Raw genomic sequence first — 26,595 nt, 5'->3', positions numbered from 1 at the left:
CTTACAACGACAATCAGAGCTATCTTCTACTAAGATACTGTGTCACTATCTTATGAAAGAACCTTCTTCTTTCGCTAACGCCTTCTTCCCTGCTTCCAATACTTCAATAATTCGGTCAACATCATACACACTGCCTCTCCATGTCCCGCCACTAACCGCTTGCAGTGCCGCCCAAAGCCTTGTATCATCTGGCAAATTAGGATCTGGTTTAAGGTCTGGATGCGCTTCTCTTGCTTTTAAAACGGATGTTGCCTCTTCTTTTGACAATCGCTGATCTTCTGTGCCAATAAAATCAACTGTTCCTATCAAGTTTTCACAATCAACCATAATATCGATTAAATCTCCATTTCGCAGCCTTCCAATCGGTCCATCGCTCAATGCTTCCGGACCGATATGACCGATGCAGGCTCCAGTTGAGACACCTGAAAAACGTGCGTCCGTAATTAAGGATACATATTTGCCAAAAGGTAAATATTTCAAAGCAGACGTTAATTGATAGGTTTCTTCCATTCCGGTTCCAGATGGACCTCCTCCCATTACAACCATTACATCTCCTGCTTTTATTCCCCCAGTTTTTATTGCAGTAATAGCCGCTTTCTCCGATGTAAATACCTTCGCTGTTCCTGTATGTCTATAGATTCCATCTTCTCCTACTACAGTGCGATCAATTGAAGTTGATTTAATAACAGATCCTTCTGGTGCAATATTCCCTTTTGGAAAGGTGATCGTGGAAGTAAGCCCTCTTGCTTTTGCTGTAGCAGGATCCATAATTACTTGCTCAGGGTTGACACCATCTGCTTCTAATAAACGTTTCCTTAATTGCGTTCTTCTTTCGGATTTTTCCCACCAATCTAAGTTCTCTCCTAAAGTATGACCAGTAACAGTTAGGACATCTTCATGTAAAAGCCCTAATTTTCGTAAATGAAGCATTACTTCTGGTACACCACCAGCAAGAAAAACACGAACTGTTGGATGATGATCTGGTCCGTTAGGTAAAACACTTACTAGACGTGGAGTTTTGCGATTTATTCTTGCCCAATCATCTACTGTGGGTATTTTACATTTGGCAGCATGTGCAAGAGCTGGAATATGTAATAAAAGATTGGTTGAACCACCAAAAGCCGCATGAAGAACCATTGCATTCTCGATAGCTTTATCTGTAATAATGTCCTTTGTTTTAATTTGATTCTTTTCCATTTCTAAAACAGCTCTTGCTGACTGCCTTGCCATTTCTGCCCAAATCTTTTGTCCAGAAGGAGCAAGTGCTGAATGAGTGACTGCTATGCCTAGTGCTTCCGCAATTACTTGCGATGTTGCAGCAGTACCAAGGAATTGACAGCCTCCTCCTGGTGTAGCACATGCCACGCAGCCAAGCTCTGCCGCTTCCTTCAAACTAATCTCTTTATTGGCAAATCGTGCGCCAATTGTTTGGATTTTCCCTGCATCCTCCCCAATTGCTGGAGGCAGCGTAACACCACCAGGCACAATAATAGTTGGCAAATCATGCATAGAACTAAGCGCAATCATCATGGCAGGTAATCCTTTATCACATGTTGCAACGCCTATTACTGCTTCTCTAGTAGGCAATGAACGAATTAAACGCCGATAAACAATTGCAGCATCATTTCGATAAGGAAAAGAATCAAACATTCCTAATGTTCCTTGCGAACGACCGTCACAAGGATCACTAACAAAACCCGCAAAGGGAACACCTTTATGGTTTCGAATTTCTTCTGCTGCCTCTGCCATGAGGATATCAACTTCCCAATGTCCTGTGTGGTACCCTAGCGCGATTGGTTCACCATTATGATCTCTTATACCACCTTTTGTACCTAGAATCAGGACTTCTGTTCCTAATAAATCTTTCGGTTTCCATCCCATCCCTACATTTTGGCTAAGTCCGAATAAATCCCCGCTCGGCGAATCCTCCAGCATTTGTGCAGTAAGTGGTAGCGTTCCAGTTGGCCCCTTTGCATTCGTTTTTACTTCATAAAGAGATTTATTCTCGTTTTCAAATATAAATGGTAATGTCATCCTATCACCCTCCAATATCTGTTTGTTTAGTAAACAAATAATCATTTCAAAAAAAGGAATATATCTTCTTCTCTTATAATAAATTTGCCTGTTGTAAAATTTCCTTAACTTGCTGCTTCTTCTCTTCATTAAGGGCTTTAGCAGGAGGCAACACCTCTGTTGTAATATTCAAACCACATAATTTCGTTGCTTCCTTCACTACATTTACAAACGGACTATCTATTTTATATAGTTGTGGCAATATAGCTAATTGTTTCTGCAAAGAAACTGCTTTTTCTATATCTCCTGCTAAGAAGGAGTTATACAGACCAACTGATAGTTGTGGTGCAAAATTTGCACTAGCTGATATTGCGCCATCTCCTCCAAGCAGTAGCGTATTAAATAAATGGTCATCAAACCCACAAAAAACAGAAAAATCAGGGTTAATCATTTTTACCTTATCATTCATTTCACGAATATGTCCGATCGAATCAATCGTTTCTTTAATACCAACTATATTTTGATGATTTAGAACAAGCTCTATCACGAAATCAGGTGTTAAATCCTGCCCTGTAAGAGTTGGAAAATTATAGAGTAAAACTGGCAGCTTAACAGACTTTGCTATGTCACTAAAGTAAGTATATAAATTCTCTTTGGTTAAATTCCAATAATAGGGATTAATAGCAACAATTCCATCTGCGCCTATTTGTTCCGCATGCTGACCAAGCAGAATTGCCTCCCTTGTATTCGTGCTGCCAATTCCAATTAAGACAGGAACTCTTTTTGCAACATACTTAACAGCAAATTCAGCAATCCTCTTTCTCTCCTTTACAAACATTTGCGAAAATTCTCCACCAGTACCTAAAAAGAATAAGCCATTTACTTTTTCCTCAATTAGTTTATCAATTAATAACGCCATTTCGCCTTCTTTCAGATTACCATCTTTATCAAGAATGCTTGACACTGGCGGAATAATACCTCTAAAGCGATTCAGCTCGGTCATTTCTTCTTATCTCTCCTTTTAGTTTTACATTATAAAACTCATTGCTATTATTTAGTCTGTGTGAATTGATTATAACATACAGCCTCTAAAAGTAAACACTTACATTTTGTTAATTTTGAATATTTTCTAATTTGCAAATATAGATTGCTATTTTGAAATGGCTGTATTAATGTAAAAGTACACTATAATATTTGTTATCCTAGGAAATAGTTAAATATTATAAAACAAAAATGGAGAAGATATTATGCCAATCATTCAATCTGTGGAACGTGCACTTCAAATATTAGATTTATTTAACGATCACACCGTAGAATTAAAGATTACGGAAATCAGCGAACAAATGGGGCTTCATAAAAGTACAGTACATTCTTTATTAAAGACTTTGCAGCAATCTCGCTATATTGATCAAAATTCAGAAAATGGAAAATATCGATTAGGCTTAAAGCTCGTTGAAAGAGGGAATTTAGTTATCAATACTTTAAACATCAGGCAAATAGCTAATAAATATCTCGTTGAGTTAGCACTAAAGACGGGCCAAACATGCCATCTAGGTATTCTTGATGGGAATGCAGGTGTATACATTGACAAGGAAGAAGGGGCTAATTCTGTTATACGGTACTCTCGGATTGGGAGAAGAATTCCCCTCCATTGTACAGCAATCGGAAAATTATTGTTATCGTATCAACCTCCAGATATAATTCATTCACTACTAGATAACTATCTGTTTACACAAGCAACAAACCGGACTATCACCAAGAAAGAAGATTTCCTTATGGAATTAGAAAAAGTGCGTTATAACGAGTATGCTGTGGATAATCAAGAAAATGAACTAGGTGTCCGCTGTATCGCGGTACCAATTTTAAATCAACATGGACAAATACTAGCAGCGCTTAGTATCTCAACATTAGTTTCTTCCGTAAGTGATGATCTCCTTAATGACTATTTACAGCTATTGAAAACAACAGGAAAAGAATTATCGGAAAAAATGCGATATGGAATTACAATGAAATAAGAGACAGGCATTTTTGCCTGTCTCTTCAGACTGTAGACAAACTCCCGTTTTTTGAAATAGAAGTTTTAAGTAAAGTATATTTATTAATCACTTTGAATCGGGTGTTACTTTCCGTGGAGCTTCGGCATTCTGAACTGCACCCGAATAATTACATCTCTTTTTCAAACGCTATCTTTATCCACTTCTTCGTTAACATAGCAGATTTTACTTTCTCTTATCAATTGATCCCCATAAATCATTTACACGGATAAACATTCTTTCAATTTTATAATCAGCATTTACATTCGCTTGCCCAGTTACTTGTTTTACTTTTGGCTCATCCATGCCCTTTTTATGATATGCTAATGATATAGAAAAGTTATAAATCTTTCCTTTCGAATCAGTTCTTTCGAATTCAATATTTTTAACCTTAAGACTATAATCCTTTTTATACGACTCCATCATTAAGATCGTCCCATATCTTGTAATGAAATCATTATAGGATTTTTGATTAGAAAAATAATCTTTAAAGACTGCTTCTTCATATTCTCCTAGAGCAGCCTGCTTTTCTTCTCCATTTGCTTTGCTTTCCTTTTGCTTGTTCCATATTTCTATTAATTCATCCTTGGGTCCATTTAAGGCATTTTGTAAAACAGCTTCTACTGGTTGTATGTATGGATCTGTATCTTTAACTGTTTTCTCGGTACATCCAGCTAATAATATAAGAAGAAAAGGAAATAATGCGATTATGATTATACGATGATTACTTTTCTTCAACACATCGCCTCCTCAATAAAAACTATACGAACAGTACATTGAAAAAGTTTCAAATATTTTCCTTTTCCCGTATTAGCAATAAATAATAAAGAATAAAAAAATGGAGAAATTCTATTCGAAAATCTCCTCAACTACTACTAATATATGAAATAAGGGCAAAATAATTAACTAATTAATGCTTCTTAAATAGAAAATGCATGATTTCCTATATGCTTAATCACTTGTCTTGTAAAAATCCAATCACTTGTTGCTGTATCTGGATTATAGAAATAAAGAAGCTCTTTATTCTCTTTTCCATTATTTAATGCTTCTTCTACTGCTTCCATGGACTCTTTATCCGGTGCTTTATCGATGGAACCGTTCTGAACAGGCTGAAAAGCATTTTTCTCATAGATGACAGACTCTACTGTATCAGGAAACTGCTTATCATCTAGACGATTTAGTACTACATCAGCTACTGCTACTTTACCGGCAAACGGCTCACCCTTCGCTTCTGCATGAACAAGACGGGCCAGTAATTTTTTTTCATTATTCGTTATGTCTGCTGATTCATCAGAAGCTTTTACATTTTCCTTTTTATCAACAGCAAATTTTCTTGTTGCTACAGTTGTTGTTTCTTCCTTACTAATTGTTTCTGCTTTTGCAATAGATGGTATATATATATAAGAACCACTAATAAAAGTGAATATAATTGCAATAAATAATAACTGTTTCATTTTTTGTATACCTCCTGTTTTAACAGGCCCATATACAAGGCTAACAGGTTTGCAAGCAAAACTCATTGCATAATTGTTGGAAGAACTGTAAGATTCGCCGGGATATTTGGGAGAAATAACTAGATATTTACAATTCCTCTTTCTCCAATTGCTCATATTTTCCCTACATAGGGGATAATTTTTTTTAAAATGGAGATTCTACAATACTAATACAACTCCATTTTCTATCTATAACAATAAAAAAGCTGATAGCAGAAAAAATCTGAAATCAGCTTATCAAATATTAATTATTTCTTACTAATAATGCACAGCATTCAACGTGAACGGTATGCGGGAATAAGTCGACTGGCTGAACCACTTTCAATGTATATCCAAATGGCTCCAGTTGCTTAATATCAGTAGCAAAGGTATCTGGATTACATGATACATATACAATTCTTTCTGGTTGAGAACGTCCGATACGTCTCATTACCTTTCCACCTGCACCAGAGCGAGGAGGATCTAGCAGCAATAACTCAGGGCTGCCAAATGTTTCTAATACTTGTGCTAATCCAGTTCGGGCATCTTGTGCTAGGAAAGTAGTATTATCAATACCATTATCTCCTGCATTTCGTTTTGCTGATTCAATCGAACTTTCGACAATTTCAATCCCGACAAGCTTGCCAACCCTGCTCGCGAATGGAAGAGAAAATGTACCGACACCACAGAATAGATCAATCATATTCTCTGATTTCTTTGGTTCCGCCATTTCTACAGCTAAATCGACTAATTTTTGTGCTTGCGTCGGATTCGTTTGGAAGAAAGTATCAAACCAGACGCGGAATCGATATCCATCCATTTCATCGTAAATGAAATCTCTCCCAGCTAATGTATGACTTTTTTCTGATTGCGTACGATCTGCCCAATCGGTATTCTCTAACCACATAAAGCTTTTAACTTGTGGGAACTTTTCGTTAATACGAGCAACTATTGTATCCACTGCATCTTTCAAAGAACCGTCTGGAGCTTCTGTCGCAAATAGCGCCAACATCATTTCCCCTGTAGCAAAAGACTGTCTCACCATTAAATGACGAAGAAGTCCTTCATGTGTATCTTTATTATAACCTTTTAATGCATGTTCCTTTACCCAATTGGCTATTTCAAGTGCCGCTTCCACCATTTCTTTTCCAGCGATCAGGCAAGTTTCTAAGGAAATAATTTTTCTAAAATTCCCTTGCTCATGTAGACCAAGAGAACCATCCGCAGCAAAGGTAAATTCCATTTTATTGCGGTATCTCCAAGGCTCATCCATGCCGATTGTATCTTTTACTAAGCTAGGATCAAATCCTTGTTCTTCAATCACCCGTTTTACATGATTGGTTTTTTGTTGTAATTGCCCATTATAATCCCAATGCTGCCATACACATCCGCCGCATTTTTCAAAATGTGGACAAGCTGGTCCAATTCTTTCCGCATGTGCATCTATGATTTCTTCTGGCATCGCTTTTCGATGTCTTCTATGCGGCTGATCAACTGTTACCTTTACCTTTTCACCTGGTAAAGTTTGCGGGATTGTTAGTTTTAGCTTCTTTTTGTTGCCTAATTCATTTTCGCGCCAAACAACTGCTTGTCCAGCACCTTTTTCATCAACATTCTTAATATCAACAATCATTGTTTCTTTTTCAATAGTGGTCAAACGACATTTCCTCCTTACAAAAATTCACTAGCTAATTTATTTGAAAAGAATCATTTCTTTGAGGGATCTAGCTACTCTATTTTTAACATACTTCCCTAGTATAAAGGACAATCATACAATATGAAAATAATAATTTTTATTTTGCAGATATTAGTAAATTTAAAAGGACGTTGCTTTATTTACAACGTCCTTCCTTAAGCCTCTTTATCCCTCTGATATTCTACTCTAACACAAGTACATCATAACCCTTCAATTGTATCTTCTGATGTACCTTCTCTCCTGTTAAAATATTGGTCATTCCCTCCTTGACTTCCAGTTCCTGCGTCTCATGGGAATAATTTAATAAGAAAACAAATTCCTTCCCTTCTTTCTTGCGTATGGACAACTCTACACTTTCAGGTAAATCAAATTTGTTATTATTATTTATTTGTATTTCTTCAAGTAAATTTTCAACAAGCTCGATAGTAAACACGCCTCCAAAATAATAACAAGCTCCCTCTCCATATTGGTGCTTAACCAGGCCGGGCTTTCCTTCAAAATAGCAGTCAGAAAACCTCCCTATTACTTTCGTATCTTTTGATTCGATTTTTAAAGTCTCATAAAATCCTCTAGTCTTAATCTCTGTTTTTTCTTTGTAGATTACGATTGGAGTAGTTTCAAACGGTGCTTCCCTTGTAAAATCCTCTACCGTTATTCCCGTAAGGTCTGCTAGATAACCTGGGAATGCCTTCATATAGACTTGACCTGTTTCATCCTTATATCCAGTGCGACAGCCTAGTATCAATTTACCACCTTGCTCTACATACTTTTTCAGCAAATTCGCTGTTTGTTCTGATACAATCGCTGCATGAGGATACACCAGTACTTTATATTTTTTCAACTCATCTAGATTAGAGTTACTATTTAGATTATAGGCATCTACAGGTATATGATTGTACTGCAGCACCTTAAACCATGCCTCTTTGCTAAGGGAAGCAAAAGGTCCTGACCACTTATCAAATTCCGCATCCCACTCATTATCATAATTAGTGACGATTGCTATCTCTGCCTGGTAAGTCGCTCCTGCTATCTTCTCTCCGATTAGTTGAATCTCCTTGCTTACTTGCTCTACTTCTTTTATACGGCGGTTAGGCAGATTATGATAGTCATTAATGCCATGCCAGTAAATTTCTGTTCCTTTTGTTGATGTTCGCCAGCGGAAATACATAACTAAATCTGCACCATGTGCAATCGATTGATAGGTCCATAGGCGAAGCTGTCCTGGATTAGGCGACGGCTGTTCTAGTCGTGTCACCCATCCGCCGGGACCGGACTGCTGTTCAAAAATAGCAAAATTAGGGGAAATGCTGCGGACTACACTTAAGTTCCAGCTCCATTTCCGGTCTCGCAAAGGCTTATCGCTCTTATCTTCTAATACTCTGCCGAAGTTAGGATAAGAATCATAAGCATAGAAGTCTAGCACTTCATTTGTCAGCTTATGATTATCGAGATGCTTAAACATCCCATTTGTGGTAACCCACTGATTGCTTGTATATTTCCGAATAATGTCTGCTTGCATTTTTGCATAAGAAATAGCACTATCAGAAATGAACCGCTTTTCATCTAACATATGATGAGGGTTGGGAGAATTGGGAACCGTTGTGCGAGTTAAATAAACTTGATCCCAGCTGGTATATGTCTGATTCCAAAAAACAGTTCCCCATGCCTCATTTAATTGATCTAACGTTTGATATTTTTCCATTGCCCATTTTCTAAAAGCTAGATGATCGGCGTCCGAATAAAAAACATCTATTTCACAATTTAATTCATTATCAATCTGCCAGCCGACAACGCCTGGATTATGGCTATAATGTTTTGCCATTTCTGTCACGATAGCGGAACTTAGTCTTCGATAGTTTTCCGAATTATAGTTATAATGTCTTCGAGCGCCATGCTGGAACGGTATGCCTGTTTGGGATACATTTAATACATCAGGATATTTATGGGTCAGCCATGCTGGCGGTGTAGCTGTTGGGGTTCCGAGCACTATCTTCAGGCCGAATTTATGGGCTTTTTCAATCGCTCGATCAAATAAAGCAAAAGAATATACCCCTTCTTCTGGCTCCAATATCGTCCAGGCAAATTCTCCCATGCGAACATAGGTAAATCCTAACTCCTTCATTCTTTGAAAATCATCTTCCCACAGCTCCTCTGACCAGTGTTCTGGATAATAGCAAACACCTAGTGTTAATTTTTCCTCCGTCCATTTTTTCGTCATTATTTGCACTCCTATCTATATTCTTTATTCTTTTATCGAACCACCTAAAATACCGGAAATAAAGTGCTTTTGCAGGATAAGAAAGACGGCCATTACTGGGATTACCGAAATAGCTGTCCCTAACATCAATTGTCCATAATCAATAGAATTAAGACCAGCTAAAGTGGACAAAGCCACTGGCAAAGTATAATTTTCCTGTGTTGTCATCACTATTAATGGCCACATAAAATTATTCCATTGATGGGTAAAAAGGAAAATCCCAACAGCCGCTAAAGCAGGCTTCATTGTTGGCAAAGCAATTTTGAAAAAGATAAAGAATTCTCCAGCTCCATCTATTCTTGCTGCTTCTATTAAGGAATCTGGTATTCCCTGCATATTTTGCCTAATTAAAAAGATAGCAAAGGGATAGCATATTTGCGGCAATATAATCGCTTGATACGTATTGATCCAGTCTAACGATCCAAAGATTTGAAATAGTGGAATAATCGTAGCCTGATACGGGATCATCATCGCCAATAAAAAGGATGCAAAAATCAGATTGCTGCCCTTAAATTTAAACTTCGCAAAAGCATAGCCTGCTGCGGAACAAATGAATAAACTTACTATGACAAAAACAATCGCAATGATTGATGAATTAGTTACCGCTTTGACAATATCGATAGAATTGCTTAAATTTCGTAGGTTCTCCAGCAAATAATTACCAGGAATCAATTTTGGAGGAAAGGCCAGCACATCGCCTGAAGGATTTGTTGCCCCTACAAGCATCCAATAAAATGGACCAATCGAAATGACCACACCAATAAGTAAAAATAGGTGCATAAATATTTTTTGAATGCGTTTCTGTTTTGTCATCAGTCATTTCTCACCACCTTAAATTGAATCCATGATAGAACCGCGATAAAGAGCACAATTACATAAGCAATGGCCGATGCATAACCAAAATTAAAGAAACTGAAGCCCTGATTATAAAGATAGTAAGTAATCGTTATGGTCGCATTATTTGGACCGCCATTTGTTAAGTTGTACGGCTCATCAAATAATTGAAAGGAGCCAATTGTTGACATTACAAAAGTAAATAACAGAACGGGCTTAAGCTGTGGAATCGTGATATAAAAGAATTTCTTGATTGTACTGGCACCATCTATACTAGCTGCTTCATACAAACTATTCGGGATATTTTGCAAGCCAGCTAATAAGATAACCATGTTATAGCCAGTCCATCTCCAAGTTGTTACAAGAATAAGGGAGACCTTCGCCCAGAAAGGATCTGTCAGCCAATGAACCTTCTCAAGACCGATTGAAGTGAATAAATAATTGATTAAACCGTAGTCTGTATTTAACAGCAATACAAAAATGATGGAAGCTGCGACTAATGAAGTAACAGCAGGAGTAAAAAAAGCGACCCGGTAAAAACCTTTCATTCTTAATAAACTAGAATTCAATACACTCGCTAATAAGACGGCTAGGAATAACATAATCGGAACCTGCACTAGCAAAATAATAAATGTATTGCCAAGCGCTTTGTAAAAGAGTGGATCACTGAAAAGCCGTGTATAGTTCGCAAGCCCAGAAAAAGTATACACACCTGCCACCTTTGTTTGAAAGCTTAATAGAAAAGAAGCAATTATAGGATAAACCGTAAAAGCAATAAACAATAGCAAGGCTGGACCAACAAATAGATAAGGAACGGTCTTAGGCGTGATAAATTGTTTTTTCTTTTTTATAGTTAATGAATTTGTTCCTGTTTCTAGCATTTTATTATCCGACATCCTTCTCCCCCTCCTTTTTTAGAGGCTGCATTCAAAAATAGGTTCAAATGCTATTCTCAAAGTCAGCCTCTAATCCTTTAGCAAAAATGGTTTTTATTTGCTCGATTCCAATCCAGTTTGCTGCTCAGCTTGTTTCTTTCCATCCTCCAATATTTGTGCTGCTGGTTTATCCTCAAGTAAAAACGCTTCCATTTGACTTGTCATAATGGATCTGAGTTCTAGCTCTGCACTGCTGTGATTAACAGAGGGAATATCTGTTACTGTATCAGCAAAATCTTTAAAGAATGTTTGATTATTAAAATATTCTTGTTCTTCACTGAAAACCGGCTCTTCATATGCTGCTAATAACGCTGGGAATAATCCTCTATTCGTAAGTGCCTTAATTTGTGATTCTACATCTGTTGATGCAAATTCAGCAAACACATATGCTGCTACTTTATTATCCGATTTACTTGGAATCGCTAAGGCAGATCCTCCATCATTAGAAGCTCTCCCTCCCCCTTCTTCAAAAGCAGGCAGTTGGAACATGCCCCATTTACCTGACAGCTCAGGCATTTGTTCAATCATCGTTCCACTCCACCAGACAGCACCAGGCTGTGTTGCGACCTCTCCATTTTTCATTGCTGCTACTTGCCCATCCCAGTTATTTGTGTAGATAATTAATTCTGCATCCTTCATTTTTTGCAAAATATCAATGGCCTTTTTGGCTGCGTCTGAAGTAAGATCTAATTTATTATCCTCTGTAAAATAATAGCTTCCTTGCTGCTGCAGCATAATTCTAAGCAATCCATCTCCATCTGTTCCTAGAAATGCCTTCCCCGTATGTTCAACAACCTTTTTCCCCGCTTTGATATAGTCATCCCATGTTTTGATAGTCGCTGGGTCAACTCCTGCCTCCTCAAAAATATCTGTCCGATAGATAACACCCACTGGTCCTAAATCTCTTGGTGCTGCAATAATATTTCCATCCTTATCCTTTAACCCATCTATTTTCGACTTAGAAAATTCATTTTCATGTTTGTCAAAGCCAAGTGAACTTAAATTCGTAAATGCATCAGGAAAATCATCTGTAAATGAATGAATACGATTATTTTCTACCTGTACTACATCTGGTAATCCGCTTCCCCCTGATGAAAGACCCGCACTAACCTTTTGGTATACTTGATCAACACCAATATGCTCAACCTTCACGTTTACATTAGGATATTTCTTATTAAAAGCAGGAAGTACATCCTTTTCTAAATAATTTGCTTCTAATGCCCAGGCCCAGACGGTGACATCCCCTTTTATATCCTCTGGATTATCTGGAATGGTTAGATCTTCTGTACTCGTTGAGGAGCTATTGCTACATGCCCCTAACACAATCATAAATAGAAATAATAAAACAAAACCATAGATTTTCCTCATAAAGTTCCACTCCTTTTAAAAGAGATTTTTTCTGCTTTCTATAAATCTAAAAAGAAAACAAAATGAATAGAAAACGCTTACCTGAGTAGTCCAAGTATATACTGTTATCAAAGATGGTTATGGTATAATTTCTATTATTTTGGTATTTCAACTACCTTATCACTCTCTAAATTTTGACAACATTCAATTTAATGGAGGAGAATCTAGTGGGAAATCGTCTAAATATGAAGAATTTGGAGTATATATGTAATTTAATGACAGATATATTAAATATCTCTATTACTTTACTTAATAATGAAGGAACTATAATGGCAGAAAAAACAGCGAACGAACTAATTAATCCTCTTTATCCTTCTAAACAATCCTTTTATAGACAGGTCATTCCTAGAAATGGAAAGAATTCTCTGTCTCCCGCCATAATAGGTACACCTTTTTTTGAAAACGTATCCATCATTCCGATTGCCAACTTAGGTACCATTATTTTAGGCCCCGTTTTATCTAAACGACCAAGTAGACTGCTGATAGATAACTTGATTACTGCCTATCGGAAAAAAGGTTTGGAAGAAGCCTTAAGCGACTATTATTATTCTCTTCCCGTCATAAGCAATGCGAAATTAGGACAAATCTGCAAACTTATCTATTTTTTATACAATAACAAGATTTATGACAAAGACATTATCATTCCAAAAATGCAATCGCCCAATCATTTAACCGATGACAAGACTGCAAATAAATACATATTAGAAACACACCAAAATTCCTCCTTTCACCATGATCCTATCGCTGAGAAAAAACTCTATCAATTTATTATAGATGGACAAAAAGAACATCTGCTTGCATATTGGAAAGCCTTTAAAGAAAATACTTCCTTTCATTTTGGAAAACTTTCTAAAAAAAATGAAGTAAGAAATCAAAAAAATTTAACTATTGCAACCATTACCCTTGCAACCCGTGCGGCCATTACAGGCGGTCTTCATCCTGAAATCGCCTATTCTTTAGGAGACCGCTACATTCAAGACTTAGAGGAATTACAAGATATAAAGGACATTCATTTCTTCACAGAAAATATCTTGTATGAATTTGCAGATAAAGTAGCTAAAACAAATAGGGAAAATTATTCGCGACCGATTTTTCAGTGCAGAAACTATATTTACAAGCATATCTATGAACCATTAACCTTACAGTCCATTGCAGAGCATTTATCTATCAGCCCCAAATACCTATCCAACTTATTTAAAAAAGAAGTGGGAATTCCTATTAGTGAATACATACAGCAAATGAAAATTGAGGAAGCAAAAAAACTGATGACTTTTGCAGAACATTCCTTATCTGATATTCATGCCCTTTTACATTTTACCGATCAAAGCTATTTCACGAAAGTATTTAAAAAGTATACCGGAATTACTCCTAAACAATTTAGAAAGAATACGGTTAATTTTTTATAGAGAATAGAATTAGGGCTTATCCAATAGTTATTTACTTGTGTTAGGATAACCCCTGTCCGTATTAAATATTTCTTATAAATACATATTTGGTAACAAATAGCTAGTCAGATAATTCGTTCTAGGATTCTCCAAAATATAATTACATTATTATTCTCCTTTATCTTTTCATTGAAAATTCTAATTATAATTCCCTTAAATATTCCTTTTTGGTCTTATTTTTCTAAAAATAATGATATAATAGTAAATGTCTTTCATAAATAGTTTAAAAAAGGCGGTTAGTTAGTTAGCAAAAACGGGTAATTAGTTTTAAAGAAAGGTCTGGAGGTGTTCGTAGAAATTGATTCATTTTAAAGAAGTAACCAAAACGTTTCAAGATGGATTTAAAGCGCTGAAGAATATTACATTCGAGGTAAAGGAAGGAGAATTACTTGTTCTAATTGGTCCAAGTGGTTCTGGCAAGACAACTACGATGAGAATGATCAATCGACTTATAGAACCATCTAGTGGTTCCATTACAATCGAAGGAAAGGATATTTCCACAGAGGATCCTGTAAAACTCCGCAGAACTATTGGCTACGTCATTCAGCAAATAGGTTTATTACCCCATATGACGATTAAAGAAAACGTATCGCTCGTTCCTAGACTCCAAAAATGGAAAAAAGAACAATATGTAGACAAAATTAATGATTTAATGAAAATGGTCGGGTTAGATCCTGATACATTTGGTGATCGTTACCCTTCTGAATTAAGCGGTGGACAGCAGCAAAGAATCGGGGTTATTAGAGCACTTGCGGCAGATCCGAAAATAATTTTGATGGATGAACCGTTTAGTGCCTTGGATCCTCTCAGCCGCGAACAATTGCAAGATGAATTAGTCCGCTTGCAGCAGGATATCAAAAAAACAATTGTCTTTGTTACACATGATATGGATGAAGCTCTTAAAATAGCGGATCGAATTTGTATTATGCAAGACGGAGAAATTGTGCAATTAGATCGGCCAGAAAATATATTACGTCACCCAGCAAATGAATTTGTCCGCAATTTTATTGGAGAAGATCGTTTGCAAGAAAATATTTCTTTACCTAAATTAGCAAAATTAATGGTCCCTCCTGTAACAGCCGGTGAGTCTCGCGGTCTTGCAGAATCATTGAAATTAATGAGAAGAAAGCGTGTGGATAGTCTAGTGGTCGTCGACAAATCTAATACCTTTCTCGGAATAGCGAATGTGTGGGAGGTACAAAAACGATATAGAGAAGAAGAATTAACCTTGAAAGATATAATGGATACGAATATAAAAACGCTTCATCTTGAAGAAACAACGGAAAAAGCTTTTCAACTTGTTAGTGAATCCCAATATGGCTTTATTCCAGTAATTGACCAGCATTCTAAAATTATTGGTATTGTCAACCGTGCAGGTCTTGTGGAATATATTGCTGACCAAATTGGAGAATAAAAAGGAGGGATGAGCCATTCCTAATATAATCACAGACACAATAGATGTCTTCATCAACCGTTGGCCGACAATATGGAATTTAATTTTAGAGCATATGTATCTTTCTCTTATCTCTATTGCCATTGCAATCGTGATTTCCGTTCCACTAGGAATCTATTTAACTCGCCACAGAAAAATTGCAGACTCCATCATTGGAGTAGCCGGCGTATTTCAAACCATACCAAGTTTGGCATTACTAGTATTTCTAGTACCATTCATCGGTACTGGGAAACTTCCAGCCATTATTGCTTTAACCGTTTATGGTCTATTACCTATTTTGCGCAATACATATCTAGGAATTGTCGGAGTAGAAAAATCTGCAATCGAAGCTGGCGTAGGTATGGGTATGACCAATCGCCAAGTGTTATGGATGGTTGAATTGCCACTATCTTTAAGCGTTATTATGGGAGGAATTCGGACTGCAACAGTATTAATAATCGGGGTGGCAACAATCGCTGGATTAATCGGCGCAGGCGGACTGGGAGATTTAATCTTCCGTGGTTTACAAACCTATAATACTGGCCTTATCCTTGCTGGAGCCATCCCATCTGCCCTTTTGGCTATTATATTTGATTACTTATTAAAACTATTAGAAACAGATGTGACCCCTCAAGGTCTTCAAAATAAAAAAGTGAAAAAAAGCAAAATACGAATCTGGATTGTTGCAGGTTTAATTGTAATCCTTCCACTTTCGACTGTCATTGCCAATTTCAGCAGTGGAAAAAGCGGAAAAGATACCATCACCATTACTGGAAAAAATTTCACAGAACAAGAAATTATGGTTTACATCATGGGGCATCTCATTGAAGAACACACAGACTTAAAAGTAAATTATGAATCTTTTCTCGGCGGAACCGCCCCAGCCTTTGAGGGAGTTAATACTGGAAATTATGATATGTATATGGAATATACAGGTACTGGATTATTAAGTATCTTAAAGGAAGATATGGTTAGTGATCCTGACGAAGCCTATGAAATAGTGAAAAAAAGATTTAAAGAAGACTATAATTTAGTTTGGCTAGAGCCATTTGGATTTAACAACACATACACATTAACACTGCGCAAAGAAGATGCGGAAAAGTACCAAATAAAGACTATTTCAGACTTAAAAAAGATCGCACCAGACCTAACCTTAGGATCTGAACCGGAATTCTTAGAAAGAGAAGATGGCTATCCAGGTCTTATCGATACCTATGGAATACAATTTAAAAATACGCAAGCAATGGACTCTGGGATTATGTACAGTGCGATTAAAAACGGTGATGTCGATGTTATTGACGCCTTTTCAACAGACGGCCGTATCCCAGCATTTGATTTACAGGTACTAGAAGATGATCAAAACTTCTTCCCGCCATACTATGCAACACCAGTAATTAGAGCGGAAACATTAGAAAAATATCCAGAATTAGAAGATGTATTAAGCATGCTTGTCGGAAAAATTGATAATGAAAAAATGCAAGAATTAAATGCAAAAGTAGATATTGATAAAGAGCAATATGAAGATGTTGCGGTCGAATTTTTGAAAGAAGAAGGGCTTATTGATTAGTTTATAAGGCTGATATGTTGGGGTTATAGATTTTCTATAACCCCTTTGTGGTCTTTCAATTCAAACTATCTATCATTCTGCCAATTTAAGAATTTCTTCTAAATCATGCTGCTCCACAAATGCTTTCGTATCGTTTAGCAAATCAATAACTCATCACTTGTAAGCAGACTCATTTTAAAAAGCAACGATTTATATTACATTCATGTATTTTTTTTGTAAATTTTCGTTTTACTTTCACGCTATTTGCTAAAATTAATATCTAGTGGAATCTCCAAAGGGGTGAGAAAATGTTTAGAAAAATTATGAAGAAGATACAGCAATTTTCAGGAAGCTATAGTAATAGTCGTCGTCATAAGAACTATAAAAGATATAGCAGCAGTGATAGAAGAGGTTATCGAAAATCCAAAAGCTATAGTAGTTCGGACCATCGGAAACGGAATCCATACGGCGGTAGTCATTATTATAAACGCCGAAAGCATAGTAGCTAATACAAAAAAACTCTTGTAGCAAGTTACAAGAGTTTTTCTAGTTTGCTTCTTTTAAAATAGCTAGGGCATTATCTAAATCCTTTTCTATTTCTACTCCGCTGCTATAATGTATGGAAATTCCTAATAATCTTTTGAGCAGCTGGACTGTTGCCGGATGCAAGGTTAATTCTTCTAACCATGTGCGCTTCTTGCCTTTCTTCCCTTTAAAATTTGAATATAGTAAAAACAAAAGCATCTGTCCAAAATCATAATAATCATCTTGGCGAGAATTACTTACTTCTTTTAAATTGTCTATATCGACTCGTTTCGCTAATCCAAAGTCAATCAAATACACCTTTTTTTGTTTAAGAATTACATTAGGTGGTCTAATATCCGTGTGATAGATATGATGGTCATGTAGATAATTTATAATAGAAAGAAGCTGTTTCATCATGCGTAAGGATTCAAATTCTGTAAACTTTTGCTTTTGAAAAAACAATAAATCCTCTATATTTTCCCCATTTATATATTCCATGACATAATAATGGTGTTTTTCTATTGTAAATACATCAAGAAGAGACGGGATTGCATGACAATCTATTTTTCTCAACAATTCCCCTTCATCCTTAAATCGCATACGTTCACGCTGTTTTTTTCCTTTGCTTGGCCGTAATTGTTTAACTACATATTTCTTCCCCATTCTATCTTTACACAAGTAAATAATTCCATATGCTCCCAATCCAAGGCATTTTTCAACTTCATATGTATACAGAGTGGTGCCCTTCTTATGCGGCCTATCAAAAATCCAACGTGTTAAATAACTCCATTTCAAAATGCTTTACTCCTTCTATTTGATGTTCTATGGTTCATTGTAACAAAAAGAGTCTACACTTTAAAAATCTGAAGGCACCAATCTTAAGACCGGTGCCCCTTTACTATTTATCTAGCAAAACGATGGTTTCCAATAGTAACCGTTGCTTCTCGTGAGAAAACCCAGTCACTTGTAGCTGTTTTTGGATTAAAGAAATACAGAGAACCATTTCCTTTTCCATCTAATGCAATTGCTTCATTAACGGCTCTTTTTGACTCCGCATCAGCTGCCTTATTAATTTCCCCATTTTGAACAGGGGTAAAAGCATAATATCCATTCGATTTTTCATAGATGACATCACGAATAGTATTCGGAAATTGATTACTTTTTACTCTATTCAAAACAACCACTGCTACTGCAACTTTTCCTGCATATGGTTCACCAACAGCCTCAGCGCGAACTAATCTCGCCATTAAATCTTTATCGGCTGGTGAAACAGTGGCATTTGGTAGAATAATATTTTGACCTGTAATTAAGGCTTTGCTATTATTTGCCTTCATTAAATCACCGATTGGAATCCCAAAGCCCTTGGCCACTTTCCAATAAGTATCCCCAGATTGAATCGTTCGATTCGTTGCTGCATCTGCTTTATCGATTAACATAAATGCTGAAATAGATAGCACTAATCCAGCGGCTACTATTAATTTTTTCAAAAATCTTACCTCCTAGTAGTCGTTATTTCTGATGTCTTCTATTAGGCTAGCAGATGTAATATTTCGATTCATCGTCCAAAAAGTGGTAAACGAAAGATTGCTAGGTTGATAGCTTACTAAAAAAGGGATTTACAACATGGTGGAAGTATTAACCAATCGAGTTAGTTAGCAAATAACATCTAATTTCAGGAAATTTTAGGAAGGATTGTTACAAACCATTTTTATCTGTAACCAAAAATAAAAAGGTACTAAAAAAATTTAAAGACTCATTTAATGACAAGAAAACTGCTTTTTTAAGAAATCAAGTGCTGGTCCAATTTCTTCTGCAAAATTCCTCCAATTACATTCAATGGAGATTCTGCCATCATAGTTTGCTTTATGAATGTTTCGCACAAACTCAGGATAGGGATACATTCCTGTACCAGGAGCCAGCCTATTCGTATCAGCAACATGGATATGTTGGATAAAATCTTTATATTCATAGAGATTCGTAAGTGGTTCCTTTTCTTCTTCCATATGATAGAAATCAGCCAATGTTTTTAACGATTTTTGATTAAATTCCTTTGACCATGCAACAGCTTCTGAAATACTATTAATAATATTCGATTCTTTTTTGTTGAGCGGTTCTATTACAATCGTTAAGCTTAATTGGTCCGCCATATCCGATACTGTCGATAAAAAGGCTGCCATTTGTTCTCTGCCCTTTTCTTTCGACAGTCCTTTCGGAAAACTTCTTGCACCACCACTACCAAATACAATTGTATCCGCACCTATTCGGCAAACACGCTCTAATGCAGATTTTAAATAATCTTTCACTCGCTGATTATCTACCTTATCGCCCACTATTTTTAAGTCACTTGGCAAAAGAATATTAAAAGCTTCAATAGGTAAAGGCGAAGCTTGATATTTTTCTAATATTGTTTTAAATACCTCTTCCTTTTCTTCTGGCATTAAGGAAATAACCGTACATTCGATAAAATCATACCCCGCTTTATCCAATGCCTCTGCCTGATCAATAGCAGCGCAGCATCCGAACCTCATAGGATTTCCCCCCTACACAAGAATATTTTTCATATACTTACTAAACTGCTTAAAGGCTATTTCCGGCTCCTCCAATTCAGGACACCACTTTTTTTCCCATTCAAATGTATAGTAGCCATCATACCCGTTCCTTTTTAATAAAGTGTATATGTCTTGTAATGGTATATCCCCATCTCCTAAAAGACAAAGCTGATAGCCTCTTTCTGCTTCCTTTTTTAGATAAGAATCCTTCCAATGGGTGTAGGCAACCCATTCCCCAAGATTCTCCCAAGTAACATCAGGCTTTTCGCCAATTGTTCGAAAGGGATGATGGATATCCCATAATACTTGCAAATAATCAGAGGAAACTCGCTGAACCAGCTCTTTCACATATCTGCTATCTGTCCAATCATCATGTGTTTCTAGGAGAAGTTTGACATTGATATCCTCTACAATCGCCAAATAATCATGGATATTTTTCTCAGCGATTTCCATTGCTTCTTCTCTCTTCCACTTTCCGATTGCCCCACCAAATACACGAATATATGGAGTGTTGAATTCCTTACAGAGCAATGCGTACTCTCTTAATTCCTCTACATACTTCTCATATTCTTCTTGCGATTGAGTTACCAATTTGACTGAACTGGAAAAACACGGAATTTCTAAAGAAGCTTCCTTAAAGAGACGTACCGTTTCTTTTACATTTGCTGAAAATTCACGAAGCTTATATAGATCAAGTTCTCCTAGCAGCCCACGAAAATCAACGCCTGAATAGCCATTTTCCACTGCATGTTGGATAATTGTTTCTAAATTCCAATGAGGACATCCAAGAGTAGTAAAAGCTAATTTCATCTTCTGTACCTCCCACATTTTTCTTATTCTTGAAAAAAAGGACAGACTAATCTGCCCCTGTCTTTAATGAGAACCTTTCACATCTAATGTAATCGATGCATGCTTGTTCTTTTTAAAAGTAGATGTCTTTATTCTTTCTTGTAATTTAGCATAAAAAAGATCTTCGTTAATAGGGAGTTCAACCCAATCATCGATCCATGCCGATAAATGCATGGCATTCGAGATTTCCAATCCCTTTATGCCTTCTACACCAGGTCCAAGCAGCTCTGTCCCATTGCGGATAGCATTTACCCAATTTGCTGTGATCCCCTTATGCTGTGTAGCTTCTCCTTTAATAGGAATATCAATTTTCCAGCATTCCGGTTCGCCGAACCCCCCTTTATATTCTTTATTGAATTCCCTTTCCGATTGTCTTAGTCGCCAGAAGGTTAACTTTCCATCCTCTATCACTACTTTTCCGCGATCACCCGATATTTCATAGCGATTCGTGCCAGGAGAATCACCTGTAGATGTTACAAAGACGCCTGTTGCTCCATTCTCATATTCCACATATGCGGTCACATCATCTTCTACTTCAATATCATGAAACTTCCCAAATCCACAAAATGCGCGGACTCGTTTAGGCATTAATCCACTTGTCCATTGCCATAAATCCAGCTGATGCGGATCTTGATTTAGAAGAACTCCGCCTCCTTCCCCCGCCCATGTCGCTCTCCAGCCACCTGAATCATAATAACTTTGTGAACGATACCAATCGGTGATAATCCAGTTTGTTCGTTTAATTTCTCCCACTTCGCCACTTTGCACAAGCTCTCTCAGCTTTTGATATAAGGGATTGGTTCGCTGATTAAACATAATCCCAAATACCTTATCGCTTTTGCTTGCAGCCTCGTTTAATTCCCTTACTTTTTTTGTATATACACCTACAGGCTTTTCAACTAAAACATGAAACCCTTGTTCTAGTGATTGAATTGCCAATGGCGGATGATCATAATGAGGCGTTGCAATAATAACTCCATCCATATCCGCATATTCAAAAAAGCGGTCAACATGATCGAATTGCTGAATATGCTCTCCTAATGTTTCCTTTGCCCATTTCAATCTTTCTGGATTGCTGTCACATACAGCAACTAATTCCGCTCCCGCAATTTCACCATTATTTAAATACATGGCGTGCGAACTTCCCATATTACCAATACCGATAATGCCTATTTTGACTTTAGCCAATCTTCTCCGTCTCCTTCCTAACCTCGCTTTTTCATTTCTAAAGCTTTACTGCAAAAGTCTTGTTAAACGTTTAAGATTTTCTAAACTTATTCGGAGACTATCCAGCGGATCTCCTGGACAAATATCTTGTTCGACTGCATACCACTCGACTCCAGCTTTTTTACACCAATTTAAAATAGGGGGAAAGTCGATCAGCCCTGTACCAACCTCTGCAAAAGTTTGTCTTTCATCATTTGTCATATCTTTTAAATGAATGATTGGCATTCTATTTGCATAGGGTTTAAGAAATTGCAGCGGATCTTTTCCAGCCTTTTTCACCCAAAAAACATCAATTTCTGCAAAGATCTTATTATCGGAAGTAGGCTCCAATAAATATTCCAGCGCTGATTTCCCATCCATGTCTGTATCAAATTCAAAGGCATGATTATGATAGCTGATGCGAAATTCTGGTGCCTTTTCCGCCACTTCATTCAAAAGCGCCTTTACCCGCTCATACCCGTCTTGATTTCTTACATCCTCTGGTAAAAATGGGCAGACAATGTCTTTTGTGTTATATAGCTTTACTTCCTCCACTACTTGGTCTAAATCGTTTTCTAACCGATCAAGCGGGATATGTATTCCAGCTGTGCCTAGATTATTTTCCTGTAAGGCCTTTGCTACTTCATGCGGATCATAGCCAGCAGGTAATGCAGATAGCTGAACCCCGTCCCACCCCATCTCTTTCAACTCTTTAAATACAGGGGTAATTCCTCTCTTTAATTCTTCTCTTACTGTAAACAATTGGGCAGCAAACTGATTATGCATCGAACTCGCTCCTTTTTTTGTAAAATAAAAAGTCGATACCTCTATCTTAATCGCTAAAATGAGAAACGCATCAGCTAATCTTGTTCATTATTGGCAATTATTTTACCCCTATTGCTTTTTCAATGTCTTAACGCAGACGATTTGCTCAATCGTGCACAAAAATAAAGAAGGTATCATTCTTAAATAAATATAATCTCCTAAAGACTACATATCTCCTAAACATCGATTGGAAACAAGGACTTCATCGATTCTGATTTCCCTCCTCAGCTTGGATGATTGGATGATCGCATCAATCATTTGTAAGGAAGGCAAGGCATCTTTGACATGTATATAGTCCTGTCTATTCTCTAAAATAGAAGCATAAAAGCCATCGATCAGTTTTTTATGACTTGCTCCATAATAGAACTTAGAGCCATAAAGCTTAGTATCTTCTTCTATCACTATCTTTTTGCCATTTTCATCTAGAATCGTTAACATATTGTCCTTAATGGTAAACTTTTGATTTTCGCAGACGATTTGAAGCTCTACACTTGAGTTATTTCCATTCGCGTTTGTAGCAAAAAAGAACCCGTTAATCCCATTTTTGAAAATTATTCTGGCTGCTGCCGTATCTTCTGTTTCAATGCCATAATCAAGAAGTTGGTCAACAGTTCCTCTTATTGTCGCTATTTCCCCTCCCAAAAGCTGCATTAAATCTAAAGTGTGAATCGCTTGATTAATCATGACTCCCCCACCTGCTAAGTCTAATTTCCCGCGCCACGGCTTATTGTCATAATAGGATTTTGACCTTGCCCAAGTGACGATCCCTTTGATCCCTACAATTTTTCCATACTTATTTTCTGCGATAATCTGCCGTAGTCTTTCAACCGTTTCATTCAAGCGATTTTGAAAACAAATAGCGATTTTCACTTGTTTGTTGTCCTCTTCTAGTTTTAGTAGTTCAAGACCTTCTTCTGTGTGTAAAGCCAGTGGCTTTTCTTGCAAGACATGAACACCTTTATCCACACAAGCTTTTGTCACTGGATAATGAAGATAATGTGGTAAACAAATGTGTACACAATCTAACGTTTCCTTCTCCAGCATTTCTTGGTAATCTGTATAAAAATTTACCCCCTGCACACTCTCCCTTCGTGTTTCATCGATATCACTTACTGCTACTAACTCAGCTGTTGGGTTTGCTTGAATAGCAGAGAGGTGAATACTTGATATATCGCCGAGACCAATCACAGCTATTTTTAACATTAGACATGCTCCTCCTTTTATAAAAAACAGGCAGACTGGATACACTTTTTTTCTTTTTTTTAGTTTCTAGTATCCCATCTGCCTCATTCCTGCAAATTAGCGTCTATCTTCTAGCGGTTCTTGACCCACTCCGTACTTTCCTTTTGCGCTTTTTCCAGCGCATCTTCTGCACTTCTTTTTCCTGTTAAAGCGGCTTCAATTTCAGATGTTAGAATATAGCGTGGCTGTGAAGAGCCCCAAGGATATCTTGGTGTCATTGGAGTAGACATTGCTTCAAACACAGGGAGCATCAAAGGTTGATCTTTCACACTATCCCATTCTGTTGCTGATTTCACAGATGGTACTAAACCAAGTTCTTCATAGACATATTTTTGAACAAAATCACTTGTGGCAAATTTAAGCCACTCCCAAGCTAATTCTTTGTTCTTGCTGTCTTTGGCAATAGTGATTGGACTTCCTGCAAATAATCCGCCTTGCCCATCATCATTCTTGAACTCTTGCGAAATGGCAATTCGATCGCCAAGTCCTTGGGCATAGGCTGATTTTACCGTATCGCCAGGTCCCTGGTTTAGCATAATCGCAATATTATTTTCTTTTGTTAACCATTTTTCATTGCCTTGGTTACTCACAATGCCCTTAGGAGCATAATTTTGCATATCTAGTAGCCAATTTAAGCCATTCAGCATTTCTTTTGAATTAAAAGTAAATTCAACCTCATCCCAGGCAAATCCAGTTCCCCACTGTCCGTTTTGTCCTTCCGCCAGATCGACTAAAGTGAAGGCTGATGACCAGTCACCCCGGAACCAAATCCCATAGTTTTGCTCCCCTGTTTTCGGATTTTTCCCAGTCATTTGTTTCGCCTTTTCCGCGACTTCCTCCATTGTTGGATACTCAGACAAATATTCTACTCCCCATTCTTCAAATAACTGTTTATCATAGCTGATAAAACGTGCATCTCCTAAAAATGGAAGCCCGAAAATATCTAACTCCTTACTATCTGGACCTAAAGCTTTCCAACCTTCTACTTGATTATCGATAAAAATATCTAAATCAAATTCTGGATCTTTATCAATCCATGGCTGCAATGGTTCTAACACACCTTGTGGAGCAAAATCAGCAACACCTGGCATTTGATACACATCTGCTTCCCCCGACGTAATCATTGCTTGGGTTTTCTCCGTGTATCCTTCCCAAGGCATCAGAACAAATTTCACAGTAGCACCAGGATGTTGCTTTTCAAATTCTTCTTTCAGCACTTTTACCCCTTTGACTGAATCACCCGTAATCGGATCTGTCTTGTCTTCCATCACAAAATCACCAATCATCATAACAGTTATTTGCTGTCCCGCCCATTCTCCATCCTTATCGGAGCCTGAGGAACCTCCTGATTTAGAACTACACCCAGCAAGCACAGCACTTATTACCATCATCCATGCCAAAGCAAATGCTGCCGTCTTAGAAAATAACCTCTTTTTCATTTTCCAACCCCCATTTTTTTGAATCTTCTATTCCCCTTTGACACCACTTAAGGCAATACTCTGGATAATATATTTTTGTAAAAATAAATACACAATGACAATTGGTAATACACTTACTGTTGCTAGAGCCATCGTTAACCCGCCGAGACTAGACCCATTTTCCAGCGAGAAACTCGCTAAATAAAGCGGAATCGTCTGCAAATTCAAATCATTAATAACAACTAATGGCCACATAAAATCATTCCAGCTCCAAATGAACGATAAAATGACCATTGTTGCTGCTATCGGACCTGCCAGCGGCAAGTAGACACGAAAGAAAATTTTAAATTCTCCCGCCCCGTCAATTTGTGCCGCTTCCCTTAATGTATCTGGCAGTTGATCGAAAAACTGTTTACATAGAAAAATAAGCATTCCACTAATAACAGATGGAAGAATTAAGGGCCAAAAAGTATTTAATAAGCCAAGTTGATTAAAAAAAGTATATAAAGGGATTAACCGTGGTTCCATTGGGATCATTAATGTACAAAGGACAATGATAAACAAGACTCTTTTTCCTTTGAATTTCCCTTTCGAGAATGCATACCCCGCTAATAAAGAAGCAGATACACTTAAAAAGACAGAACTTACAGTTACAATAGCGGAATTAACATATGCCTGGATAAGTCTTCCATTCTCAAAAACGATCCCATAATTGAAGGATGAAATAGCTTCTGGTATTAGCCTCGGTGGAAAAGGCATAACAATATTAGCTGTTCGATCAAACCCTACGCTGATCATCCAAACAAATGGCGCCATCAAAACAATGCCAAACACGAACAGAACAATATACTTTATAATGGCTGTCATTCTTTCCAGCTTTTTCATCGAGATTGTATTTTTCATCGTCTCCC

Annotated in this window: 23 protein-coding genes; 5 read left to right on the top strand and 18 right to left on the bottom strand. The window is 37.1% G+C overall.

The window, feature by feature from the left end; translation table 11 throughout:
- Positions 1-45 precede the first annotated feature (45 nt).
- Complete coding sequence (locus NST77_RS03905) at positions 46-2,034, bottom strand: YjhG/YagF family D-xylonate dehydratase (RefSeq protein WP_095332321.1); 1,989 nt, start codon at positions 2,032-2,034, stop codon at positions 46-48.
- Between the two features lie 73 nt (positions 2,035-2,107).
- Positions 2,108-3,016, bottom strand: a complete 909-nt coding sequence (locus tag NST77_RS03900; protein ID WP_095332319.1) for a dihydrodipicolinate synthase family protein — start codon at positions 3,014-3,016, stop codon at positions 2,108-2,110.
- 244 nt (positions 3,017-3,260) lie between these two features.
- On the opposite strand from NST77_RS03900, the gene NST77_RS03895 reads away from it, so the two are divergent.
- Positions 3,261-4,028, top strand: a complete 768-nt coding sequence (locus NST77_RS03895) for an IclR family transcriptional regulator (RefSeq protein WP_095332317.1) — start codon at positions 3,261-3,263, stop codon at positions 4,026-4,028.
- A gap of 204 nt (positions 4,029-4,232) precedes the next feature.
- Here the strand turns inward: NST77_RS03895 and NST77_RS03890 are convergent, their stop codons facing one another.
- The 7 genes from NST77_RS03890 to NST77_RS03860 all read right to left on the bottom strand — a co-directional run bounded on the left by NST77_RS03890 (position 4,233) and on the right by NST77_RS03860 (position 12,608).
- Complete coding sequence (locus NST77_RS03890; protein WP_095332315.1) at positions 4,233-4,784, bottom strand: hypothetical protein; 552 nt, start codon at positions 4,782-4,784, stop codon at positions 4,233-4,235.
- Between the two features lie 182 nt (positions 4,785-4,966).
- Positions 4,967-5,500, bottom strand: coding sequence for a cell wall hydrolase (locus NST77_RS03885; RefSeq protein ID WP_095332313.1), 534 nt, complete (start codon positions 5,498-5,500; stop codon positions 4,967-4,969).
- 283 nt (positions 5,501-5,783) lie between these two features.
- On the bottom strand, positions 5,784-7,151 hold the full coding sequence (rlmD, locus tag NST77_RS03880) for a 23S rRNA (uracil(1939)-C(5))-methyltransferase RlmD (protein WP_445668914.1): 1,368 nt from the start codon (positions 7,149-7,151) through the stop codon (positions 5,784-5,786).
- Positions 7,152-7,395: 244 nt separating this feature from the next.
- On the bottom strand, positions 7,396-9,432 hold the full coding sequence (locus NST77_RS03875) for a beta-galactosidase (protein WP_095332309.1): 2,037 nt from the start codon (positions 9,430-9,432) through the stop codon (positions 7,396-7,398).
- A 24-nt stretch (positions 9,433-9,456) separates the two neighbouring features.
- A complete protein-coding gene (locus NST77_RS03870) occupies positions 9,457-10,284 on the bottom strand; it encodes a carbohydrate ABC transporter permease (protein WP_176474233.1) in 828 nt (275 codons plus the stop codon).
- Positions 10,284-11,201 carry a carbohydrate ABC transporter permease gene (locus NST77_RS03865; RefSeq protein WP_082138282.1) on the bottom strand — a complete coding sequence of 306 codons (918 nt, stop codon included), beginning with the start codon at positions 11,199-11,201 and terminating at the stop codon, positions 10,284-10,286. Before NST77_RS03865 ends, NST77_RS03870 begins: the two co-directional genes overlap by 1 nt.
- Before the next feature lie 93 nt (positions 11,202-11,294).
- Positions 11,295-12,608 (bottom strand): ABC transporter substrate-binding protein, encoded by a 1,314-nt coding sequence (locus NST77_RS03860; RefSeq protein ID WP_095332307.1) that lies wholly within the window; start codon positions 12,606-12,608, stop codon positions 11,295-11,297.
- A gap of 206 nt (positions 12,609-12,814) precedes the next feature.
- On the opposite strand from NST77_RS03860, the gene NST77_RS03855 reads away from it, so the two are divergent.
- The 4 genes from NST77_RS03855 to NST77_RS03840 all read left to right on the top strand — a co-directional run bounded on the left by NST77_RS03855 (position 12,815) and on the right by NST77_RS03840 (position 17,579).
- Positions 12,815-14,053 carry a helix-turn-helix domain-containing protein gene (locus NST77_RS03855; protein ID WP_163186681.1) on the top strand — a complete coding sequence of 413 codons (1,239 nt, stop codon included), beginning with the start codon at positions 12,815-12,817 and terminating at the stop codon, positions 14,051-14,053.
- Between the two features lie 337 nt (positions 14,054-14,390).
- Complete coding sequence (locus NST77_RS03850; RefSeq protein WP_095332303.1) at positions 14,391-15,506, top strand: ABC transporter ATP-binding protein; 1,116 nt, start codon at positions 14,391-14,393, stop codon at positions 15,504-15,506.
- 94 nt (positions 15,507-15,600) lie between these two features.
- Entirely contained in the window at positions 15,601-17,091 is a 1,491-nt protein-coding gene (locus NST77_RS03845) for a glycine betaine ABC transporter substrate-binding protein (protein ID WP_095332301.1), read from the top strand.
- A 287-nt stretch (positions 17,092-17,378) separates the two neighbouring features.
- A complete protein-coding gene (locus NST77_RS03840; RefSeq protein ID WP_370999853.1) occupies positions 17,379-17,579 on the top strand; it encodes a hypothetical protein in 201 nt (66 codons plus the stop codon).
- 37 nt (positions 17,580-17,616) lie between these two features.
- Here NST77_RS03840 and NST77_RS03835 read toward each other — a convergent pair whose 3' ends face one another.
- The 9 genes from NST77_RS03835 to NST77_RS03795 all read right to left on the bottom strand — a co-directional run bounded on the left by NST77_RS03835 (position 17,617) and on the right by NST77_RS03795 (position 26,587).
- Positions 17,617-18,390 (bottom strand): serine/threonine protein kinase, encoded by a 774-nt coding sequence (locus NST77_RS03835; protein ID WP_095332299.1) that lies wholly within the window; start codon positions 18,388-18,390, stop codon positions 17,617-17,619.
- Positions 18,391-18,497: 107 nt separating this feature from the next.
- Positions 18,498-19,031, bottom strand: a complete 534-nt coding sequence (locus tag NST77_RS03830; protein WP_047941620.1) for a cell wall hydrolase — start codon at positions 19,029-19,031, stop codon at positions 18,498-18,500.
- A gap of 321 nt (positions 19,032-19,352) precedes the next feature.
- Positions 19,353-20,123, bottom strand: a complete 771-nt coding sequence (locus tag NST77_RS03825; RefSeq protein ID WP_095332297.1) for a sugar phosphate isomerase/epimerase family protein — start codon at positions 20,121-20,123, stop codon at positions 19,353-19,355.
- Positions 20,124-20,135: 12 nt separating this feature from the next.
- On the bottom strand, positions 20,136-20,954 hold the full coding sequence (locus tag NST77_RS03820; protein ID WP_095332295.1) for a sugar phosphate isomerase/epimerase family protein: 819 nt from the start codon (positions 20,952-20,954) through the stop codon (positions 20,136-20,138).
- 63 nt (positions 20,955-21,017) lie between these two features.
- The gene (locus tag NST77_RS03815) at positions 21,018-22,181 is read right to left on the bottom strand and encodes a Gfo/Idh/MocA family protein (protein ID WP_095332293.1); all 1,164 of its coding nucleotides are present in this window, start codon (positions 22,179-22,181) and stop codon (positions 21,018-21,020) included.
- 45 nt (positions 22,182-22,226) lie between these two features.
- Positions 22,227-22,985, bottom strand: coding sequence for a sugar phosphate isomerase/epimerase family protein (locus NST77_RS03810; RefSeq protein ID WP_095332291.1), 759 nt, complete (start codon positions 22,983-22,985; stop codon positions 22,227-22,229).
- A 204-nt stretch (positions 22,986-23,189) separates the two neighbouring features.
- Entirely contained in the window at positions 23,190-24,227 is a 1,038-nt protein-coding gene (locus tag NST77_RS03805; RefSeq protein WP_095332289.1) for a Gfo/Idh/MocA family protein, read from the bottom strand.
- 110 nt (positions 24,228-24,337) lie between these two features.
- Complete coding sequence (locus tag NST77_RS03800) at positions 24,338-25,705, bottom strand: extracellular solute-binding protein (protein ID WP_095332287.1); 1,368 nt, start codon at positions 25,703-25,705, stop codon at positions 24,338-24,340.
- Between the two features lie 27 nt (positions 25,706-25,732).
- Positions 25,733-26,587 carry a carbohydrate ABC transporter permease gene (locus NST77_RS03795; protein WP_095332285.1) on the bottom strand — a complete coding sequence of 285 codons (855 nt, stop codon included), beginning with the start codon at positions 26,585-26,587 and terminating at the stop codon, positions 25,733-25,735.
- Positions 26,588-26,595: the final 8 nt, after the last annotated feature.

It is taken from the genome of Niallia sp. FSL W8-0177, assembly GCF_038006285.1.
Taxonomy (GTDB): Bacteria; Bacillota; Bacilli; order Bacillales; family Cytobacillaceae; genus Niallia; species Niallia circulans_A.
This window is presented reverse-complemented; position numbering and strand designations above follow the sequence as displayed.